This window comes from Mesorhizobium sp. LSJC269B00, assembly GCF_000502815.1.
Taxonomy (GTDB): domain Bacteria; phylum Pseudomonadota; class Alphaproteobacteria; order Rhizobiales; family Rhizobiaceae; genus Mesorhizobium.
On sequence record NZ_AYVN01000001.1, the window covers coordinates 699,018 to 718,752 of the forward strand.

General features: G+C 63.5%; 19 protein-coding genes. 6 read left to right on the forward strand and 13 right to left on the reverse strand.

The features are described from left to right. Positions 1–8 precede the first annotated feature (8 nt). From X771_RS161425 to cysG, 4 genes are read right to left on the reverse strand one after another with little or no spacing between them, the layout of a single operon-like run. Positions 9–773 (reverse strand): phosphoadenylyl-sulfate reductase, encoded by a 765-nt coding sequence (locus tag X771_RS161425; RefSeq protein ID WP_023686583.1) that lies wholly within the window; start codon positions 771–773, stop codon positions 9–11. After that, complete coding sequence (locus tag X771_RS161420) at positions 748–2,418, reverse strand: nitrite/sulfite reductase (RefSeq protein WP_023683051.1); 1,671 nt, start codon at positions 2,416–2,418, stop codon at positions 748–750. Before X771_RS161420 ends, X771_RS161425 begins: the two co-directional genes overlap by 26 nt. A 35-nt stretch (positions 2,419–2,453) precedes the next feature. Continuing rightward, the gene (locus tag X771_RS161415; RefSeq protein ID WP_023686584.1) at positions 2,454–2,747 is read right to left on the reverse strand and encodes a DUF2849 domain-containing protein; all 294 of its coding nucleotides are present in this window, start codon (positions 2,745–2,747) and stop codon (positions 2,454–2,456) included. Further along, positions 2,744–4,195, reverse strand: coding sequence for a siroheme synthase CysG (gene cysG / locus X771_RS161410; protein WP_023686585.1), 1,452 nt, complete (start codon positions 4,193–4,195; stop codon positions 2,744–2,746). The genes X771_RS161415 and cysG overlap by 4 nt, the downstream gene beginning before the upstream one ends. On the opposite strand from cysG, the gene X771_RS1000000167905 reads away from it, so the two are divergent. The 3 genes from X771_RS1000000167905 to ybaL all read left to right on the forward strand — a co-directional run bounded on the left by X771_RS1000000167905 (position 4,194) and on the right by ybaL (position 7,041). Further along, complete coding sequence (locus X771_RS1000000167905; RefSeq protein ID WP_155923307.1) at positions 4,194–4,448, forward strand: hypothetical protein; 255 nt, start codon at positions 4,194–4,196, stop codon at positions 4,446–4,448. The genes cysG and X771_RS1000000167905 overlap by 2 nt on opposite strands. A gap of 165 nt (positions 4,449–4,613) precedes the next feature. Continuing rightward, positions 4,614–5,066 (forward strand): host attachment family protein, encoded by a 453-nt coding sequence (locus tag X771_RS161405; protein WP_023686586.1) that lies wholly within the window; start codon positions 4,614–4,616, stop codon positions 5,064–5,066. Between the two features lie 184 nt (positions 5,067–5,250). Next, on the forward strand, positions 5,251–7,041 hold the full coding sequence (ybaL, locus tag X771_RS161400; RefSeq protein WP_023686587.1) for a YbaL family putative K(+) efflux transporter: 1,791 nt from the start codon (positions 5,251–5,253) through the stop codon (positions 7,039–7,041). Positions 7,042–7,062: 21 nt separating this feature from the next. On the opposite strand, the gene X771_RS161395 is transcribed toward ybaL, so the two are convergent. Then, positions 7,063–7,872, reverse strand: coding sequence for a helix-turn-helix transcriptional regulator (locus tag X771_RS161395; RefSeq protein ID WP_023686588.1), 810 nt, complete (start codon positions 7,870–7,872; stop codon positions 7,063–7,065). A gap of 111 nt (positions 7,873–7,983) precedes the next feature. Between X771_RS161395 and X771_RS161390 the strand changes: the two genes are divergently transcribed. Next, entirely contained in the window at positions 7,984–8,904 is a 921-nt protein-coding gene (locus tag X771_RS161390; protein ID WP_023686589.1) for a zinc-binding dehydrogenase, read from the forward strand. Between the two features lie 15 nt (positions 8,905–8,919). Here the strand turns inward: X771_RS161390 and X771_RS161385 are convergent, their stop codons facing one another. The 7 genes from X771_RS161385 to X771_RS161355 form a co-directional block, all read right to left on the reverse strand. Continuing rightward, a complete protein-coding gene (locus tag X771_RS161385; RefSeq protein WP_023686590.1) occupies positions 8,920–9,672 on the reverse strand; it encodes an SDR family oxidoreductase in 753 nt (250 codons plus the stop codon). A 130-nt stretch (positions 9,673–9,802) separates the two neighbouring features. Next, positions 9,803–12,079: a transglycosylase domain-containing protein gene (locus X771_RS161380; protein ID WP_023686591.1), complete on the reverse strand. Its 2,277-nt coding sequence runs from the start codon at positions 12,077–12,079 to the stop codon at positions 9,803–9,805. Between the two features lie 204 nt (positions 12,080–12,283). Continuing rightward, on the reverse strand, positions 12,284–12,430 hold the full coding sequence (locus X771_RS1000000166270) for a hypothetical protein (protein ID WP_023686592.1): 147 nt from the start codon (positions 12,428–12,430) through the stop codon (positions 12,284–12,286). A 77-nt stretch (positions 12,431–12,507) separates the two neighbouring features. Then, positions 12,508–12,762: a GlsB/YeaQ/YmgE family stress response membrane protein gene (locus X771_RS161370; protein ID WP_023683047.1), complete on the reverse strand. Its 255-nt coding sequence runs from the start codon at positions 12,760–12,762 to the stop codon at positions 12,508–12,510. A gap of 105 nt (positions 12,763–12,867) precedes the next feature. Further along, complete coding sequence (locus tag X771_RS161365) at positions 12,868–13,074, reverse strand: hypothetical protein (RefSeq protein WP_023683046.1); 207 nt, start codon at positions 13,072–13,074, stop codon at positions 12,868–12,870. An 80-nt stretch (positions 13,075–13,154) separates the two neighbouring features. Further along, positions 13,155–13,775: a ribonuclease D gene (locus tag X771_RS161360; RefSeq protein ID WP_023698188.1), complete on the reverse strand. Its 621-nt coding sequence runs from the start codon at positions 13,773–13,775 to the stop codon at positions 13,155–13,157. A 77-nt stretch (positions 13,776–13,852) separates the two neighbouring features. Then, the gene (locus tag X771_RS161355; protein ID WP_023686593.1) at positions 13,853–15,238 is read right to left on the reverse strand and encodes a M20/M25/M40 family metallo-hydrolase; all 1,386 of its coding nucleotides are present in this window, start codon (positions 15,236–15,238) and stop codon (positions 13,853–13,855) included. Positions 15,239–15,682: 444 nt separating this feature from the next. Here X771_RS161355 and polA point away from each other — a divergent pair, with 444 nt between their 5' ends. Both polA and X771_RS1000000168680 read left to right on the forward strand, forming a co-directional pair. Continuing rightward, a complete protein-coding gene (gene polA / locus X771_RS161350) occupies positions 15,683–18,610 on the forward strand; it encodes a DNA polymerase I (RefSeq protein ID WP_023686594.1) in 2,928 nt (975 codons plus the stop codon). A gap of 7 nt (positions 18,611–18,617) precedes the next feature. Then, positions 18,618–18,917, forward strand: a complete 300-nt coding sequence (locus X771_RS1000000168680) for a hypothetical protein (protein ID WP_198025807.1) — start codon at positions 18,618–18,620, stop codon at positions 18,915–18,917. A gap of 199 nt (positions 18,918–19,116) precedes the next feature. Here the strand turns inward: X771_RS1000000168680 and X771_RS161345 are convergent, their stop codons facing one another. Beyond that, positions 19,117–19,521: a Fur family transcriptional regulator gene (locus X771_RS161345; RefSeq protein WP_023686595.1), complete on the reverse strand. Its 405-nt coding sequence runs from the start codon at positions 19,519–19,521 to the stop codon at positions 19,117–19,119. Positions 19,522–19,735 lie beyond the last annotated feature (214 nt).

Genomic DNA, 19,735 nt, shown 5'->3' on the forward strand with positions numbered 1-19,735 from the left:
ACCATAGCTTAAAGGGATGCGTCGGTCAGCGATACTTCCAGTCCCGACAGATGGATGCCGCACTCGGTCTTGGCATGACCGGCCCAGCGTCCGCTTCGCGCATCCTCGCCCGGCTGCACCGGCTGCGTGCATGGGAAGCAGCCGATCGACAGATAGCCGTACGCAACCAGCGGATTTTCGCGCAGCGCATGCGCGCGCATGTAGTCAGCCTGGTCGGATGTCGTCCAGTGCGCCAGCGGATTGACGCGTACGCGCGGGCCGACCGCCTCGAACACCGGCAGCGCGGCTCGCGTCGCCGCCTGGAAGCGCTTGCGGCCGGTCAGCCAGGCCCGGAAGGGGGCGACGCCGCGCGCCAGCGGCTCGACCTTGCGCACGTCGCAGCAGGCATCGGTATTGCTCTGGTGCAGATTGCCGGTCGGATCGACCCGCTCGAGCGCCGCGTCTTCGGGCTTGATCACCCTGATGTTGGTCAGCCCGAAATCGGCGACCAGCGCATCGCGATAGCCCAGCGTCTCCTCGAAATGCTTGCCGGTGTCCAGGAAGATGATCGGCAGCGTGCGGTCGACCTTGGCGATCATATGCAGCAGGACGGCGGAATCCGCGCCGAAGGACGACACGGCGGCGATCTCGTCATGAAACAATTCGCTCGCCGCGCGTTCGATGATGTCGAGCGGGCTCAGATGTCCATACAGCGCGTCGAAGCCCGCCGCTTTGGCGGCGATGCTGTCGTCGACGTCGACGATGCGGTCAAGCGGCCTTGGTTTCGCCAGCATAGAGCGCCTCCTTGAACGGCGCGGGACCGACACGGCGGTAGGCGTCGATAAAACGTTCACTGGGACCGAGCCGAAGGCCGAGATAGGTGTCGACGATCTGCTCGATGGCGTCCGTGATCTCTTCCGAAGAGAAGCCGCGGCCGATGATTTCGCCAACCGAGGTGTTCTCGTCGGCCGATCCGCCAAGCGTCACCTGGTAGAGTTCGGAGCCTTTCTTCTCGACGCCGAGGATACCGATATGGCCGACATGGTGATGTCCGCAGGCATTGATGCAGCCGGAAATCTTCAGCTTCAATTCGCCGATCTCGCGCTGCCGCTCCAGCGAGGCGAAGCGAAGCGAAATCTCCTGCGCGATCGGGATCGAGCGCGCTGTCGCCAGCGCGCAATAATCGAGGCCAGGGCACGCGATGATGTCGCTGATCAGGTTGGAATTGGCCGTCGCGAGGCCAATGTCGACCAAAGCGTCGTAGACCGCTTTCAAATCGGCGCGCGCCACATGCGGCAGGATCAGGTTCTGCTCATGGCTGACGCGCAGTTCGTCGAACGCGTATTTCTCGGCGATGTCGGCGACCGCTTCCATCTGGCTGTCGGTGGCATCGCCCGGCACTTCGCCGATACCTTTCAGCGAAATCGTCACCGCGGCATAGTCGGGATGGCGATGCGTCACGACATTCTGGTCGAGCCAATCCGAGAAGCTTTTGGAATCGAGCCGCGCCAGCTTGATCGCCGCGTCGCCTTCCGGCCGGGCGGTCAGTGCCGGCGGCGCGAAATAGGCGTCGATGGCACGGATGTCGGCTTCCGGCAGCTTCAGCTCGGCGTCCTTCAGCTCCTGCCATTCGGCCTCGACCTGGCGGGTGATTTCCTCGACGCCGGTCTCGTGGACGAGGATCTTGATGCGCGCCTTGTACTTGTTGTCGCGGCGGCCATAGAGGTTGTACACGCGCAGGATCGCCGTGCAGTAGGACAGCAGGTCGGCTTCCGGCAGGAAGTCGCGGATCTTGCGCGCCACCATCGGCGTGCGGCCCTGGCCGCCACCGACATAGACGGCAAAGCCGAGCTCGCCGGCGGCGTTCTTCTTCAGATGCAGACCGATATCATGCGTCTGGATGGCGGCGCGGTCGCGCTCGGCCCCGGTCACCGCGATCTTGAACTTGCGCGGCAGGAACGAGAATTCCGGATGCACAGACGACCATTGCCGCAGGATCTCGGCATAGGGGCGCGGATCAGCGACCTCGTCGGCGGCGGCGCCGGCAAAGTGATCGGCGGTGACGTTGCGGATGCAATTGCCGCTGGTCTGGATGGCATGCATCTCGACGCTGGCGAGATCGGCCAGGATCGCCGGAATGTCGGACAGCGCCGGCCAGTTGAACTGGATGTTCTGGCGCGTGGTGAAGTGGCCGTAGCCCTTGTCGTATTTGCGCGCGATGTGGCCGAGCATGCGCAGTTGCGCGCTGTTCAGCGTGCCATAGGGCACCGCGATGCGCAGCATGTAGGCGTGCAGCTGCAGGTAGACGCCGTTCATCAGCCGCAGCGGCCGGAACTGATCCTCGGTGATCTCGCCGGACAGCCGGCGTTCGACCTGGTCGCTGAACTCGGCGACGCGGGCCTGGACAAAATCGTGGTCGAACTCATCGTAGCGGTACATGTTTCGTCTTTCAGGGCGCGTCCGCCCGTATTTTGTTACGCTGCCCGCGCAGCCTGCTTGCCCAGATCTTCCCGGATGGTCGGGCCGGCGGCGCGGATCTTTTCGCGCAGCCGCATCGGCACGACGATGCCATTGACGACTTCAGCGTCGATCAGATTGACGTCGACAACCTGATTGTTGGCGTTGGCCTTGGCGCCGATTGCTTCCAGCCTGTCCTCTGCCGCTTGGTCATGGGCAAGGTCGGCATGGTCGACCGTCTCGGCCCAGCCACCATCGGCGTACCAGACGGCGATGCCGTCGGAGAGGCGGTTTGCGGTCAGTATCTTCATGGCTCGACCTCTGCGTCGGCCGCGTTGGCGGCGCCCTCATAGTTATGTGCCGCGAGCGGCTCGGAACGTTCAAAGTTGGCGCCGGCAACCGCGTCGCCGATGATGGTCATCACCGGACCGGCCAGATCGGCGCGCGCTTCCAGCGACGGCAAATCGGCCAGCGTGCCGTGGAAACGGCGGCGGTTCTGCAAGCTGGCATTCTCGACCACGGCAACCGCCGTGTCCGGCGACAGGCCGGCCTCGATCAGTCGTCCGGCGACTTCGGCGGCGACCGAGCGGCCCATATAGACGGCGACGGTGGCGCCGGAAATGGCGAGCTTGGCCCAATCCGGCAGCGAATTGCCCTTCAGATCATGGCCGGTGGTGAACACCATCGACGAGGAGACGCCGCGCAGCGTCAGCGGCAGCTCGAAGTCGGCGGCGGCGGCAAAGGCGGCGGTGACGCCGGGGACGACATCATAGGCGATGCCGGCATCGCGCAGTGCGGCCATCTCCTCGCCGGCGCGGCCGAACACGAGCGGGTCGCCCGACTTCAGCCGCACGACGCGCTTGCCCTGCCTGCCGAGATCGACCAGCAGCGCATTGATCTCGGCCTGGCTCTTGGTGTGGCATCCCTTGCGCTTTCCGACCGGCAGCCGCTCGGCGTCGCGGCGGCCCATGGCGACGATCGCCTCCGGCACCAGCGCGTCATAGACGATGACGTCGGCTTCCATCAAAAGCCGATGCGCGCGCAGCGTCAGAAGATCCTCAGCACCTGGCCCGGCGCCAACCAACGCGATATGGCCCGAAGCCGGAGCCTTCGACAGCAACAGATCGGCGGCGGCGTCATGCGCCTGCGAAAGCTCGCCGGCTTCGACGGCGCGCGCCGGTGCACCCTGGAAAAAACTGCTCCAGAACTGGCGGCGGGCGTTGCCTTTCGGCAGCAGCTTTTCGGCGGCACCCCGGAACGAGGCGGCAAGCGCTGCCAGCGGCCCGAGCGACGGCGACAGCATGCGGTCGATGCGGCTGCGCAGCATCTGCGCCAGCACCGGACCCGCGCCTTCCGTGCCGATGGCGATGGCGACCGGGGCGCGGTTGACCAGCGCCGGGGTGAAGAAATCGCATAGCTCCGGCCGGTCGACGGCATTGACCGGAATGCCAAGGCGGCGCGCATCGTGGGCGACGCGGCGGTCGAGCGTCTCGTCGCCGCTGGCGGCAAACACCAGGACCGCGCCTTCGAGATGCGCGGCGTCGTAGGGGGCGTCGATACGGATGGCGCCGGTCGTGGCGATGAAGCTCAGCAATTCGGCGTCGGCAACATCGGCAATGATGCGAAGCACAGCACTCGACTGATCAAGTAGCCGCGCCTTGGCCAACGCTTCGCCTCCGCCGCCGACGATGGCCACGGCTTCGCCTTCGACCCGCATGAAGACCGGGAACGCGGTGAGCTTGGGATTGGTGTGCGGCATGACGAACAGATTCCGGAACAATTCGGCAGTTTTAGGCGCGGACGCGAAAAAGCTGAAGGAACCCACTCGCGCATCCCCTGACGGGAGGCAATCGGTTTTCCGCAAGCCAAAGGGCCAAGAGAAAAATATTCCACATCCGCATATCAGGCGGATTCAAGCTGCTGCCGCAGGCCTTGTTCTGCGGCTCTTTTATCCGGCAGGCGGCCAAGCTGCAAAATTGTTTTTTCTAAATTCTACTAATTTAGTAGATTAAAGCCGTCACCTCGGACATTGCTCCGATGGACGTTAGATCGGGCTGGATATGGCTGCGTGCGATCTCGGCGAACGAAGTGGAACGTTCCCGCTTCGCCACGCGTTCTGCCCCTGCCGTAACAGACAATCGTCGGCTGGATTTGAACCTTCAAGCAGGAGCCCGCAAATGAGCAAGATCAACCTGAAACATGGCCTTCTGGTCATGGTGGCCGATGGCGAGAAAGCGCTGTTCCTGAAGAACGAGGGCGACAATCTCTATCCGCACCTGCAGCTCTTCCAGGAGATGAACCAGGACAATCCGGCAACGCGCGAACAAGGCAGCGACAGTCCCGGCCGCTACAATGACGGCCCCTCCGTGCATCGCAGCGCGGTTGAGGAAACCGACTGGCACCGGCAGGGCAAGGAACGCTTTGCCGAAGAGATCGCGGACCGGCTCTACAAGCTCGCCCATCACGGCATCTTCGACGACATCGTGCTGGTCGCGCCGCCGCTGGTGCTCGGCACCATGCGCAAGAAATTGCACAAGGAAGTCACCGACAAGGTGCAGGCGGAGATCCCAAAGACACTGACCAACCGCCCGCTGATCGACATCGAGGCCATGCTGCAGCAGGCAGCCTGACGCTATCTCATAGATCATTCGCGCGCGCAGCGTTTTCGCTGCGCGCGCCTTTCGTTTTTCGGCGCCTCTGGCCACCAATTTACGTCTCGCGGGTTGCGTCGCCCGCACCCCCTCCACCATATTGCAAAGGCGGCGGCTGCGGGCGGCGCACACCCGACATTTCCCGAAAGGCGCTCCATAGACAATGCCGCATGACACGCCCCTTATCGCCACCATCGTCGCCGGTCTGGGGCTGGCATTCATCTTCGGGGCGCTCGCCAACCGTTTTCGCATCCCGCCGCTGGTCGGCTATCTCGTCGCCGGCGTGCTGGTTGGACCGAACACGCCGGGTTTCGTCGCCGATGCCGGTCTTGCCAATGAGCTGGCCGAAATCGGCGTCATCCTGCTCATGTTCGGCGTCGGCCTGCATTTCTCGCTGAAGGATCTTCTCTCCGTCCGCGCCATCGCCGTACCCGGCGCCATCGTCCAGATCGGCTTTGCCACCGCGCTGGGCGCCGGCCTTGCCTGGATGCTCGGCTGGTCGATGGGCGCAGGCCTCGTCTTCGGCCTAGCGCTTTCCGTCGCGTCCACAGTGGTGCTGTTGCGCGCGTTGCAGGAGCGACGGCTGATCGAGACCGAGCGCGGCCGCATCGCCGTCGGCTGGCTGATCGTCGAGGACCTCGCCATGGTGCTGGCGCTGGTGCTTTTGCCGGCGTTGGCCGGCGTGCTCGGCGGCCAGCCGCAGGTCGATGACCATGCGAGCCTTTTGTCGCTGCCGGCCAGCTTCGGCATCTGGGGCGTCGTCGGCCTCACGCTGGCCAAGGTCGTCGCCTTCGTCATCGTCATGCTGGTGGTTGGCCGCCGCGTCATTCCGTGGATCCTGCATTACGTCGCCCATACCGGCTCGCGCGAACTGTTCCGGCTGGCGGTGCTGGCGATCGCGCTCGGCGTCGCCTTCGGCGCCGCCAAACTGTTCGGCGTCTCGCTGGCGCTCGGTGCCTTCTTCGCCGGCATGATCATGAGCGAATCCGAGCTCAGCCACCGCGCGGCGGAGGAATCACTGCCGCTGCGCGACGCCTTCTCGGTGCTGTTCTTCGTCTCAGTCGGCATGCTGTTCGATCCGTTCAGCCTGATGAGCAATGGCTGGCCGATCCTGGCGACGCTGGCCATCATCGTCATCGGCAAGTCGCTGGCCGCCTTCGTCATCGTCATCGCCTTCCGCTATCCGCTGGGAACCGCCTTGATGATCTCGGCCAGCCTCGCGCAGATCGGCGAATTCTCCTTCATCCTGGCGGAGCTCGGCGTCGGGCTGAAGCTGTTGCCGCAACAGGGACGCGACCTGATCCTGGCAGGCGCCATCCTGTCGATCCTGGCCAATCCGCTGATGTTCCTCGCCCTCGACTGGATGAAGCCATGGCTGGACGCGCGCGCCGCCAAGGCAGCACCACCGGAAGAGGCCAAGCCGGTCGGCCCGGCGACGCAGCCCGGACAAGTGGCCTCGGTGGCCGCCGCGGCAAAAGAGGATGGCCCACCGCCACGCACAACGCTTTCGGGCCACACCATCCTGATCGGCTACGGCCGCGTCGGCAGCCTGGTCGGCGCGGCGCTGAAACAGGCATCGCTGTCCTTCCTGGTCATCGAGGACGCCGACAAGACGCTGGCGAGGCTGAGAGACGACGGCGTCGAAATCGTCTCCGGCAACGCGGCCAATGCAGGTGTATTCGCCGCCGCCAATCCGCAGGGCGCCAGGCGATTGATCCTTGCCATCCCCAACGCGTTCGAGGCCGGGCAGATCGTGCTCAGGGCACGCGCCGCGAATCCCGGCATCAACGTCATAGCGAGGGCCCATTCCGATGCCGAGGTCGAGCATCTCAAAGGCCTCGGCGCCGACACCGTCATCATGGGCGAACGCGAGATCGCCCGCGGCATCGTGCAAGAAGTGCTGGAGCAAAAGCCGATGCCGCGCCCCGAAGCCATTGAGCCCTCCCCGGCCTGAGGCTTGCCACAGGCGCATCGATCATCCAACGAAGGCGGAGCCGCCATTGTGCGCGACGCTGGCGAGATACTTTGCCGGCGGCTTGCCAAGCGCCTTCTTGAACATGGTGATGAAGGCGGTGACGGAGGCGTAGCCGAGATCGCCCGAAACCTGCTGGACACTCGCACCGGAGGCCAGCTCCCTTATGGCGACGATCAGATGCAATTGCTGGCGCCAGCGGCCGAAGCTCAGGCCGGTTTCCTTCACCACCAGACGGGCAAGACTGCTTTCACTCAGCGCGACGCGATTGGCCCACTCGGCAAGCGTGCTGCGGTCGGCCGGGTCTTGCGCCAGCGCCTCGGCGATCCGCCGCAAGCGCGGCTCGGCGGAGATCGGCAGATGCAATAGCTGAACCGGCATGCGCGGCAGTTCGGAGAGCAGGATCGTGGTCAGCAGCACGTCCCTCGCCTCATCCTCCTCCACGCGATCGGCCAGCTCGATGATCAGTTCGCGCAACAATGGCGAGATCGACAGCGTGCAGCAGCGGTCCGGCAGATCGGCGGCTCCCGGCTCGATATAGACGAAGAAAATCCGCGCATTGGCGGTGGCGATATTGCTGTGTCCCATGCCACCGGGAATCCACACCCCGCAATGCGGCGGCACCATCCACAGACCGCTGGGCACGCGGCAGGTGACGCCACCGCCGAGCGCGAAGACGAGCTGGCCCTTCCGATGCCAATGGGTCGCCACTTCCGCTTTGGTTTCGGTGACATCGACGCGAACCGCAATTGCAGGAGCGATCACATCATCGACGTCGAAATTGGCCCAGGGGTAGCGGAGAGGCTGTCTCATGATTGACGGCTTTTAGCGACTATTCGCCATGATAGCTAAATTCTTTGATCCGGGAAGTCGATAGGCTCTGGTTCGTGGCTGGCATTTCACAAACCGGCAGGAAGGCTTCCCATGCGCGCCCTCGTCATCTCTCCCGACAGCCCCACCGGACTGACGTTTGCCGAGGCCAACGAACCTCAACCCCTCGCCAACGAAGCGCTTGTCTGCGTCCACGCAACCTCGTTGAACCGCGGCGAACTGCGCCTGCTCACCATACGCCCAAAAGGCTGGATACCTGGCCAGGACGTGGTTGGAGTAATCAAGCGGGCGGCAGCCGATGGCTCCGGGCCTGCCGTCGGCGCCCGGGTTGTGGCTTTGGTGGACGAGGCCGGCTGGGCCGAACGGGTCGCCGTTCCGACCGACCGTCTCGCAGTCATCCCGGACGAGGTCAGCTTCGGGTCCGCCGCCACGCTTCCGGTCGCGGGCACGACGGCGCTCAGGGTCTTGCGCCATGGCGGCGACCTCGCGGGACAGCAGGTGTTGATCACCGGCGCCAGCGGCGCGGTCGGCGGTTTCCAGATCCAGATCGCCCGCGAGCAAGGCGCCGCGGTGACTGCAATCGCCGCCGCCCGGCACGCCGAGGATCTCCGCGGTCTTGGTGCTCACGAAGTCGTCGAGTCGATCGAACTGGCCGAAGGGCCATTCTCTCTGATCACCGAGTCGGTCGGCGGCCAAAGCCTCGCCCATGCCATCGAACGCGTCGCCCCCGGCGGCACCATCGTCATGTTCGGTTCGAGCAGCGGCGAACTCACGCCGGTTGGTTTCAGACAATTCGTTCCAGGCCATGAGGGAGCGAGGCTTCAGACTTTCGCCTACTACACATCCGGTCCAGCCATTGGCGCGGACATCGCCTCGCTGCTCGCTCTGGTCGCGGCTGGCCGGCTGGAAACCCGCGTGTCCATGACCGTGCCGTGGACAGACATCGCCCAGGCTCTGGACGCCCTGCGACAGCGCAGCTTCAGCGGCAAGGCTGTTCTCACCATCGCCGAATGAGCAGTCTGTCAGCGCTCAGACGTGCTGGCCGCCATTGATGTGGATTTCCGAGCCCGTCACATAGGACGCCTGCTGCGAGCACAGGAAGAAGATGATGTCGGCGACTTCCGAGGTGGCGCCAAGGCGCCTGAGTGGGATCGTCTCGACGATCTTGTCGGTGCCAGGCGACAGGATCGCGGTGTCGATCTCGCCCGGCGCAATCGCATTGACGCGGATGCCGTGCGGGCCGAAATCATGCGCCATCTCGCGCGTCAGCGAGCCGAGTGCCGCCTTCGAGGTCGCATAGGCGGTGCCGGCGAAAGGATGCACGCGCGTGCCGGCGATCGAGGTGACGTTGACGATCGAACCTTTTGCTGCCGCAAGCTCCTTGAAGAGACCACGCGCGAGCATGATCGGCGCGAAGAAATTTACCTGGAACACATCGCGCCAGACATGCATCGGCGTGTCGATCGAATCCATGCGGCTGTTGCCGTCCTTGAGCTTCGGCGAAATGCCGGCATTGTTGACCAGCGCGTGTAATTGCCCGCCATGCGCTTCCAGCCGGTGACGGATCTCCGAGACGGCGATGCCGACATCCTCCTGGTCGGCGAGATCGACCTTGATGTGGTCCTCCGGGCCGGCCGGCCACGGGCAATCCTCGGCAAAAGCCTGGCGCGAACAGGTGATGACCCGCCAGCCCTCACGCGAAAAGCGCTTGACCGTGGCATGGCCGATGCCGCGGCTGGCTCCGGTCAGCACGATGGTTTTTCTGATGTCGGTCTCAGCCATGTCTGTCACTCCGGCCGGAGATGTAGCCGAATGCCGCGAAGGTGGCGAGAGGCCGAATTGTCACCGCAGCTCTCATATGAGGAACGGATTGCCAGCTCGCATTTGATTCGAAGCTAGAATGACGAGCCGCTCAGCCGCCGCCGAGAATATCCAGGATTGAGGTTTTCCGCTTCTTGGTCGGGCCGCCGACGCTGCCCGGCGGTACCGGATGCTTGATCGAGGCCGTGGTGCCGCCGTCGCCCGGCATGTTGAAACCGTCGGCATCGACCGTTTCGGCCGGACGGCGGACCGGTGCTTGTGCCGGTGCAGCAGCAGGTGCCGGCGCGGCAGCAGGCTCCGAACGGCTGACGGCCACGGCAGGCAACGGCGCCGCCTGATTGTTATCGACTGACGGAATATCGTCGGGCACGATGGTATCTGGAGGCGTCGATTTCCAGGTCCCGGGCAGCGGCCTGACCGGCACGCCTTCATGCGCCGCCACCATGAATTCGTGCCAGGCCTGTGCCGGCAACGCGCCACCGGTGACCTTCTTCATCGGCGTGCCGTCATCATTGCCGAACCATACGCCGGTGGTGAGGTTTGCGGTGTAACCGACGAACCAGGCGTCGCGCGAATTCTGGCTGGTTCCGGTCTTGCCGGCAGACGGCCAGGCGAAGGCCGCCTTCTTCGCCGTGCCGATCTCGACCGTGCCAGTCATCATCGAGTTCATCATGCCGACAATGTTCTGCTTGACGACGCGCGGCGCGCTGCCGCCATTGTCGTCATAGAGCACCTTGCCTTCGGTCGTGGTGATGCGGCGGATGAAATGGATGTCAGGCTTGTAGCCGCCATTGGCGAACGGCACATAGGCCGATGTCAGCTCCAGCGGCGTCACTTCCGAAGTGCCGAGCGCGATCGAGGTGTTGGCGATCAGATCGGACTGGATGCCCATGCGGTGCGCCGCCTCGACCACCGCGTCGGGGCCGACCTCCATGGTCAGCTGTGCCGCGACAGAATTCAGCGATTTCGCCAGCGCGGTCGCCAGCGTCACCTTGCCGAAATATTTGCCGCCGTAATTGTCCGGTGTCCACTTGCCGATCTTGATCGGTGCGTCGTTGCGCACGCTGTCGGGCGTGCGACCAGCTTCCAGCGCGGCCATATAGACGAACGGCTTGAACGCCGAGCCCGGTTGACGGCGTGCTTCGGAGGCGCGGTCGAACTGGCTCGTCGAATAGTCGTAGCCGCCGACCATGGCGCGCACGGCGCCGGAATTGTCGATCGAGACCAGCGCGCCTTGGCTGACATTGAGCTTCTTGCCGCTCTCGTCGATCAGCCGGCGGATCGACTCTTCGGCGAGCTTCTGCAGGTTGAGGTCGACGGTGGTGTCGACGACGATGTCGCTGCGCACGTCGCCGATCAAATCGGGCAGCTCTTCCATGATGGTGTCGGCGACGTAGTTTTCCGAACCGGTCCAGTAGGATGGCGCGCGCGTTGCCGGCGCGCTCATCGCCGAGGCCAGTTCCTTAGCGCTGATCTTGCCTTCGTCGCGCATGGCGGCGAGCACCAGCTGCGAACGCTCCTCCGCCGCCTTCGGATCCCGCGCCGGCGACAGTCGCGACGGCGCCTTCAAGAGGCCGGCGAGAAGGGCCGCCTCCGACAGAGTGACATCGCGCGCGCTCTTGCCGAAATAGCGGCGCGAGGCCGCCTCGACGCCATAGGCGCCGGAGCCGAAATAGACCCGGTTGAGGTACATTTCGAGGATCTGGTCCTTGGTATGCTTGTGCTCCAGCCACAGCGCCAGCAGCACTTCCTGCACCTTGCGCTCCAGCGTGCGGTCGGGCTTCAGGAACAGGTTCTTGGCCAGTTGCTGGGTCAGCGTCGAGCCGCCCTGCGAGAAACGCCGGCCCAGAACATTGGTCACCATGGCGCGTGACAGGCCGATCGGGTCGATGCCGAAATGCGAATAGAAGCGGCGGTCCTCGATGGCGATGACGGCTTCCGGAATGTAGGGCGACATTTCGTGCAGGCCGACCGCCTCGCCGCCGCTCATGCCGCGGTTGGCAAGCAGTTGCCCGTCGACCGAGACGATCTTGATGTTGGGCGCACGGTCGGGGATCGACCAGGTGGTCGCCGCCGGCATCTTGGCGCCGTAATAGACGACGATGCCGGCCACGGCGATGCCGCCCCAGATGCAGAGCACGAAGCACCAGTAGAACATCCGGGCCATCACGCCGAAAAGGCCGCGCCGGGCTTTGCCTCGCTTGCCGCGTGACGATGATTTTGCCTTGGAGGTTTTGCGCGCCGAAGATGATTTGCGATTGGCCGGCACGACCCGATCCTCCTCGTTCACCGAAAAACCGGCCGCGGATTTCGCCTTTGGCGATCCCTCGAAGCTGGGTTCGATGCGACTGTCTCTGCGGTTCGCCATGCGTTGCGCTGTCTTCCCGGTATCAATGGCGCTCGGGTTGGAGGGTAGATGCGGCGGTTTAAGGGCGCGTTAAAGCAGGGTTTATGCACCCTTCTGAAATTCCTTAAGAATTTCTAAAATCCGCTGCCGCCAACTGGGTCCGAAAGGCGCATCCTCGCGGCCTGTCTGCCGCAAAAGGCAGAGGCCCTGGCTACCCCGAATATTTCAATTCTGCTGGATCGAAATGCCCTTGTCGTCGATCTTCAGTTCGACGCCCTTGGGCTTGGTCTGTTCGTGATAGACATATGCACCGAGCGCGATGACCACGACAACGAGCGCGCCGACAAGGAGATAGAGAGTGTTCTGTTTCACGGCGCGCTCCTTTGGCAGCAATTCCAGGAAAGCACAGGCTTTCTCCTGAGGAATTGCGTTGAATGAAACTTAGAGCGTCACGCTCGCTTCAAGACCTTGACCAGCACCAGCAGGATGACAGCGCCGATCGTGGCGTTGATGATGGCAGCCAGAATGCCGCCGCCGATTGCGAAGCCCAGCCTTGGAAACAGCCAGCCGGCGATCAGGGCGCCGATAATGCCGACGACGATGTTGCCGATGAGGCCGAAGCCGAAGCCCGAGACGATGAGGCCGGCGAGCCAGCCGGCAATGGCGCCGATTATGATGAAGATGAGAAGGCTTTCGATGCCCATGACGCGTTCCTCCAGGAAGAGAGGCTACGGAGCGGAAGGCCCCGAATCGGCCTCGATATCAACGGCTTCAGGCTATGCGAAAGCAGTTGCACCCGCCAGCGGCGCTCATTGATCGTCGTCATCGTCGCTGGAGACTGGCCGCCAGCTGGTCGGGTCGACCTTTTTCTGGGTATCGCTGTCGGTGTAGACCCACCAGGCGCCGTCGCGATATTGCCCGACGGATTCGCTGACGACGCCGGCGCCGTCCTTCCACAGAACAGTGACCTTGGATCCATCCGTCGGGGCGGTCGCTATCGGTTTGCGGTCTGCCACGTCATCCCCCTCATTGAGTCGACAGAACGCCACGACGCGTGTCTGGTTGCAAGGCTGCCGGAAGCGTTATCCGAAGGCCATCAGCTGTGGGCAAAAATATCCTCTTCGTCCCAACCCATCAAATCGAGCTTGGCACGCGTCGGCAGGAAGCGGAAGCAGGCGTCGGCTTCCTTGGTGCGCCCGTCCCGCGCCAGGCGTCCAGCCAGCACCTCGCGCAGACGGTGCAGATAGAGAACGTCGGAAGCGGCATATTCGAGCTGTTCGGGCGACAGGGTCTCGGCCGCCCAGTCCGACGATTGCTGCGCCTTCGACAGGCCGACGCCAAGCAGTTCGAAGCAGATGTCCTTCAAGCCGTGCCGGTCGGTATAGGTGCGGGTCAGCCGCGAGGCGATCTTGGTGCAGAACACCGGCTCCGGCATGACGCCGAAGGCATTGTACAGCACGGCGAGGTCGAAACGGCCGTAGTGGAACAGTTTCGATATGCCGCGGTTGCGGAGCAGGCTGACGAGGTTCGGCGCTTTCTTCTGGCCGGGCGCGATCTGGATCACGTCGGCCGAGCCATCGCCGGGCGAGATCTGCACCACGCAAAGCCGGTCGCGGTGCGGGTTCAACCCCAGCGTCTCGGTATCGATGGCCACCGCGTCGACATTGTAGTGGGCGAGGTCGGGCAGATCGTTCTTGTGGAAGCGGATGTCGGGCATAGTTGTCTCCGGATCGCGGCGTAACTCGTCCTCGCCGCGATCCGCTGAAAAATCAACAAGAAAACTTCCCAGCCTCCTCAGCGCGTCAGCGCATCGAGAATGCGCGCCCAGGAGCGCTGGCCCTTGTGGAAGGAGGTCAGCTCGTATTTCTCGTTGGGCGAGTGGATGCGGTCGTCGTCGAGCCCGAACCCGACCAGCAGCGATTCCATGCCGAGATAGGTCTGGAAGTCGCCGACCACCGGTATCGAGCCTCCGCTGCCGGTCGTCACCGCTGGCTTCGGCCATTCATCCGACAGCGCAGTCTTGGCCTTGGCCAGGAATGGCGAGTCGTAGGAAAGCTGAATTGCCGGCCCGCCGCCATGCGGGTGGAATTCGACCGAACAGTCCCTGGGAATGCGCGCCTTGACGAATTCCCGGAACGCGGCGCGGATCTTCTCGGGGTCCTGCTTGTGGACGAGGCGGAAGGAGATTTTCGACGACGCTTCCGCCGCGATCACCGTCTTGAACCCCTTGCCGGTGTAGCCGCCGATGATGCCGTTGAACTCGGCCGTCGGCCGCGCCCAGGTCAGTTCCATCACCGAGCGGCCTTTTTCGCCCGACGGGATCGAGAGGCCGATCGGTCCGAGGAAGGTTTCGGCGGTCTCGCCCAGAGTTTCCCATGATTTCAGGATCTGCGACGGCGTTTCCTCGACCCCGTCATAGAAGCCGGGAATGGTGATGTGGCCGTTCTCGTCATGGATGTCGGCGAGGATTTTCGCCAGGATGCGGATCGGGTTGGCGGCGGCGCCGCCATAGAGGCCCGAATGCAGGTCGCGATCGGCGGCCTTGACGGTGACCTCCTCGCCGACCATTCCGCGCAGCGAAACGCAGATCGACGGCGTTTCGCGGTCCCACATGCCGGTGTCGCAGACCAGAGCGAAATCGGCCTTGAGCTCATCGGCATTGGCCTCGAGGAACGGCTTCAGCGACGGCGAACCGGACTCCTCCTCGCCCTCGAACAGGATGGTGATGCGGCAGGGCAGATTGCCATGCACCTGCTTCCAGGCGCGGCAGGCCTCGACGAAGGTCATCAGCTGCCCCTTGTCGTCGGCCGAGCCACGGCCGGTGATTACCTTGTGACCGGGCTCGATCTCCTTGACCGCCGGCGCAAACGGGTCGTTCTCCCAAAGCTCGATCGGATCGACCGGCTGCACGTCGTAATGGCCATAAAACAGCACATGCGGCGAACCGGCGGGGCCTTCATGGTGCGCAACCACCATCGGGTGTCCCGGCGTGTCGCGCACCGAAGCGTCGAAGCCGATCAGCTTGAGGTCCGCCACCAGCCATTCGGCGGCCTTGCGGCAGTCGGCGGCATAGTCTGAATCGGTGGAGATCGACTTGATGCGGAGCAGGCCGAACAGGCGCTCCAGGCTCTGGTCGAGATTTTTGTCGAGACGGTCGAGGACGGAGGAAATGGTGGACATTACTGCGGGCCTTTCTTTTCGGTGCCGGGACCGTAAAGGCAGCGCATCAAAACGAAAAGCCCGCGATCGTTGGACCACGGACCGTAAGCACTTGTCAGAAGGCAAAAAAGAACCGCCGTGGTGGAGGGGAACCACGGCGGTCTTTTACTCGAAACGATGCGGCAGCCCGGAGAGGGGGGATAGGCTGCCGCAATTGTCCGGGATAGGCGGGGGACGGGCCTTGCTCCGGACTCGGCGAAAACTGCCGATGACCTTTATTTGTGTCTCGGATCGTGGCGTTTCAAGGGCACAAAAATTACACTTTTGTAACATAGCCCTGAGCGCCGAGGCAAACAGCAGCAGGACCTATCGGCAGGCAGGCTCTGTCAGCATGTCGCCGCAACACCTGTTGGAAGCCCGCCTTTGCCATGGACCGCGCCGTCCTGCCGCGCTATCCCTGCCGGCATGAAAAAAGGCGACCATCTCTTCCTTATCGACGGCTCCGGCTACATCTTTCGCGCCTATCATGCGCTGCCGCCGCTGACCCGCAAATCCGATGGGCTGCCGGTCGGCGCGGTCTCCGGCTTCTGCAACATGTTGTGGAAGCTGATGCAGGACGCCCGCAACACCGATGTAGGCATCGTGCCGACGCATTTAGCGGTCATTTTCGATTATTCGTCGAAAACCTTCCGCAACGATCTTTACCCGGAATACAAGGCCAACCGCAACGCACCGCCCGAAGACCTGATCCCGCAATTCGGTCTGATCCGCCAGGCAACCGTGGCCTTCAACCTGCCTTGCATCGAGATCGAAGGCTACGAGGCCGACGACCTCATCGCCACTTATGCCAGGCTGGCGTGCGAGGCCGGCGGCGACACCACTATCATCTCCTCTGACAAGGATCTGATGCAGCTGGTCGGACCCACGGTCGGCATGTACGACCCGATGAAGGACCGCCAGATCGGCATCCCCGAAGTCATCGAGAAATGGGGCGTGCCGCCGGAAAAGATGATAGACCTGCAGGCGCTGACCGGCGACTCCGTCGACAATGTGCCGGGCGTACCCGGCATCGGGCCGAAAACGGCGGCGCAGCTTCTGGAACAGTTCGGCGACCTTGACGGGCTGCTCGCCCGGGCCAGCGAGATCAAGCAGGACAAGAGGCGCGAATCCATCATCGCCAATGCCGACAAGGCGCGCATATCGCGCCAGCTGGTGACGCTGAAGAACGACGTGCCGGTGACCGACGGGCTCGACGATTTCGTGCTGCATGCGCCGGATGGGCCGAAGCTGATCGGCTTTCTCAAAACCATGGAATTCACCTCGCTGACCCGCCGTGTGGCCGAGGCGACCAGCACCGAAGCCGGCGATGTGCAGGCTGTCGCCGTCACCGTCGAGCGCGCCGACACCGCGCACGGCCCCGATGTCGGCTCCGGCACACCGGTGCCTGCGGCAACACAGGATGAAGCCAAATCCGAAACCGCAAGGGCCGGGGACGCGCCTTCGCTGCTTGCCGCACTTCGCCTGGAAACGGCCGCCGCGGCCAAAATCGATCCTGCCGCCTATGTCGCCATCCGCGACACGGCAACGCTCGAGACCTGGCTGGCCCAAGCCAAGGAGACCGGAACCGTCGCCTTCGACACCGAAACCACGTCTTCCGATCCGATGCTGGCCGACCTCATCGGTTTCTCCCTGGCGATCGGCCCCGGCCGCGCCGCCTATGTGCCGCTCGCCCACAAGAGCGGCGCTGGCGACCTGCTCGGCGGCGGCACGCTGGAGAACCAGATTCCGGTCCGCGAGGCGCTGGCGCTGCTGAAGCCGTTGCTGGAAGACAAATCGGTGCTCAAGATCGCCCAGGACGCCAAATACGACATCGTCGTCATGAGCCGCCACGGCATCGATATCGCACCCTTCGACGACACGATGTTGATTTCCTATGTGCTCGACGCCGGCACCGGCCACCACACTTTGTCCTCGCTTGCCGACAAATGGCTCGGCCATGCCACGACGCCGCTCAAGGATCTCGCCGGTTCCGGCAGAAGCTCGGTCGGGTTCGAGCAGGTCGACATCGACCGGGCGACCGCCTACGCCGCCGGCCATGCCGACGTAGCGCTGCGGCTATGGCAGGTGCTGAAGCCGCGACTTGCCGCCAAGGGCCTGGTTTCGGTCTATGAGCGGCTGGAACGGCCGCTGGTGCCGGTGCTGGCGCGGATGGAACAGCGCGGCATCTCGGTCGACCGCCAGATCCTGTCGCGGCTCTCCGGCGAGCTGGCGCAAGGCGCTGCACGGCTGGAGGAGGAGATCTACGGCCTTGTCGGCGAGCGCATCAACATCGGGTCGCCAAAGCAACTCGGCGACATCCTGTTCGGCCGCATGGGCCTGCCCGGCGGCTCCAAGACCAAGACCGGGCAATGGTCGACCTCCGCGCAGCTTCTGGAAGACCTCGCCGCCGAAGGCCACGAACTGCCGCGCAAGATCGTCGACTGGCGCCAGCTGACCAAGCTGAAATCGACCTACACCGACGCGCTGCCCGGCTTCATCCATCCCGACACCAGGCGCGTGCACACATCGTATGCGCTGGCCGCAACGACGACGGGCCGGCTGTCCTCCTCCGATCCCAATCTGCAGAACATCCCGGTGCGCACCGCGGAGGGACGCAAGATCAGGACGGCCTTCATCGCCGACAAGGGCCAGAAACTGGTCTCGGCCGACTACAGCCAGATCGAACTGCGCGTGCTTGCCCACGTCGCCGAGATCCCGCAGTTGAAGCAGGCCTTCGCCGATGGCGCCGACATCCACGCCATCACCGCCTCGGAAATGTTCAACGTGCCGGTCGAAGGCATGCCTTCCGAAGTGCGCCGCCGCGCCAAGGCAATCAATTTCGGCATCATCTACGGCATCTCGGCCTTTGGGCTGGCCAACCAGCTGTCGATCCCGCGCGAGGAGGCCGGCGCCTACATCAAGAAATACTTCGAGCGTTTCCCCGGCATCCGCGACTATATCGAGGCAACAAAAGCCTATGCCCGCGAGCATGGCTTCGTCGAAACCATCTTCGGCCGCCGCATCCACTATCCTGAGATCCGGTCGTCAAACCCGTCGATCCGTGCCTTCAACGAGCGCGCCTCGATCAACGCCAGGCTGCAAGGCACCGCTGCCGATATCATCCGCCGCGCCATGGTGCATATGGACGAGGCGCTGGAAAAGGCCGGCCTGTCCGCCCGCATGCTCTTGCAGGTGCATGACGAATTGATCTTCGAGACGGTTGAAGCGGAAGTCGAGGCGACGATCCCCGTGGTGCGCAGGGTGATGGAGAACGCGCCGATGCCAGCCATCTCGATGTCGGTGCCGCTGCATGTCGATGCCCGCGCAGCGAACAACTGGGACGAGGCGCATTGAAGGTGCGATGATTGTCTTTGTCACCGGAGACCTGCTGGCCGCCCAGGAAAGCTATATCGCTCAAGGCGTGGCAGAGGGCAATCAAGAGGGCCTTGGCACCGGACTTGCGCTGAAGATTTCGAAAAAGTGGCCGAATGTGCAGGCTGCGTTCAAGAAATATGCTCGGACCGGCAGGTTTATTGGGGGTCATATCTGGACATTGGAGCCAGACGGCAATCAGCCGGGCTTCATTTATCTGGCAACCCAGCCAGATATATGTATCACGCCACGCTTCCCTATTTACGGAAAGCAGTTCGCGGGCTTGTGAAATGGGCCGACAAAAACCGGGTAGAATCCATCGCCTTGCCAAAAATCGGGTCTGGGCTTGGCAAATTATCTTGGCTCGACGAGGTGAAACCCCTGCTTATGGAGCAGCTAACACCTGGGCCTACGCGGTACGTCGTCTATGAGACATTCTTGAACGAATTCGAGAATAGCGCACCGCCTCGGCTCAAGTAGGAAGCAAGCTAAGCCGCCTCAGCCAGGCACTTGGCACACGTCCCCCGAAACTCGATGACCGCCTTCTTCGCAGCAAACCCGGTCGAGCGCACCCATTCGTCCAGCCGGTGGCCGACGTCATGGTCGGACATCTCCATCACCTGCCCGCATGTGTCGCAGATAGCGAAGGCTGTCATCGAATGCGTATGGTCGTGCGGTTCGGCGCAGGCGACGAAGGAGTTGAGGCTTTCCAACCGGTGCACGAAGCCTGACTTCACCAGGCTGTCGAGCGCCCTATAGACCTGTAGCGGCGCGCGGAAACCGCGCTCGCGCAGCTGGTCGAGAAGCGTATAGGCGCTGAGCGGTCCGCTGGCGGCCTCAAGCTTTTCGAGCACGCTCAGCTGATTCTTCGTCAGCACATCCCTTGCTGCCATGATCCCGTTTTCCGATCGTTTAGAGCATGATGCCGAAAAGTGTGAAGCGGTTCTCGGACGACATCATGTTCTATCTGTTTGATCCAGCGCCGCTCGCAAATCATTTCTGCCATGCGGCGGTCTCAATTCCCTTGAGATAGCGATGAAGCGGGCTTTTTGCCACTGTTTCCGTTATCGCCATCGACACCATGACCACCACCGCCGATTGACGGCA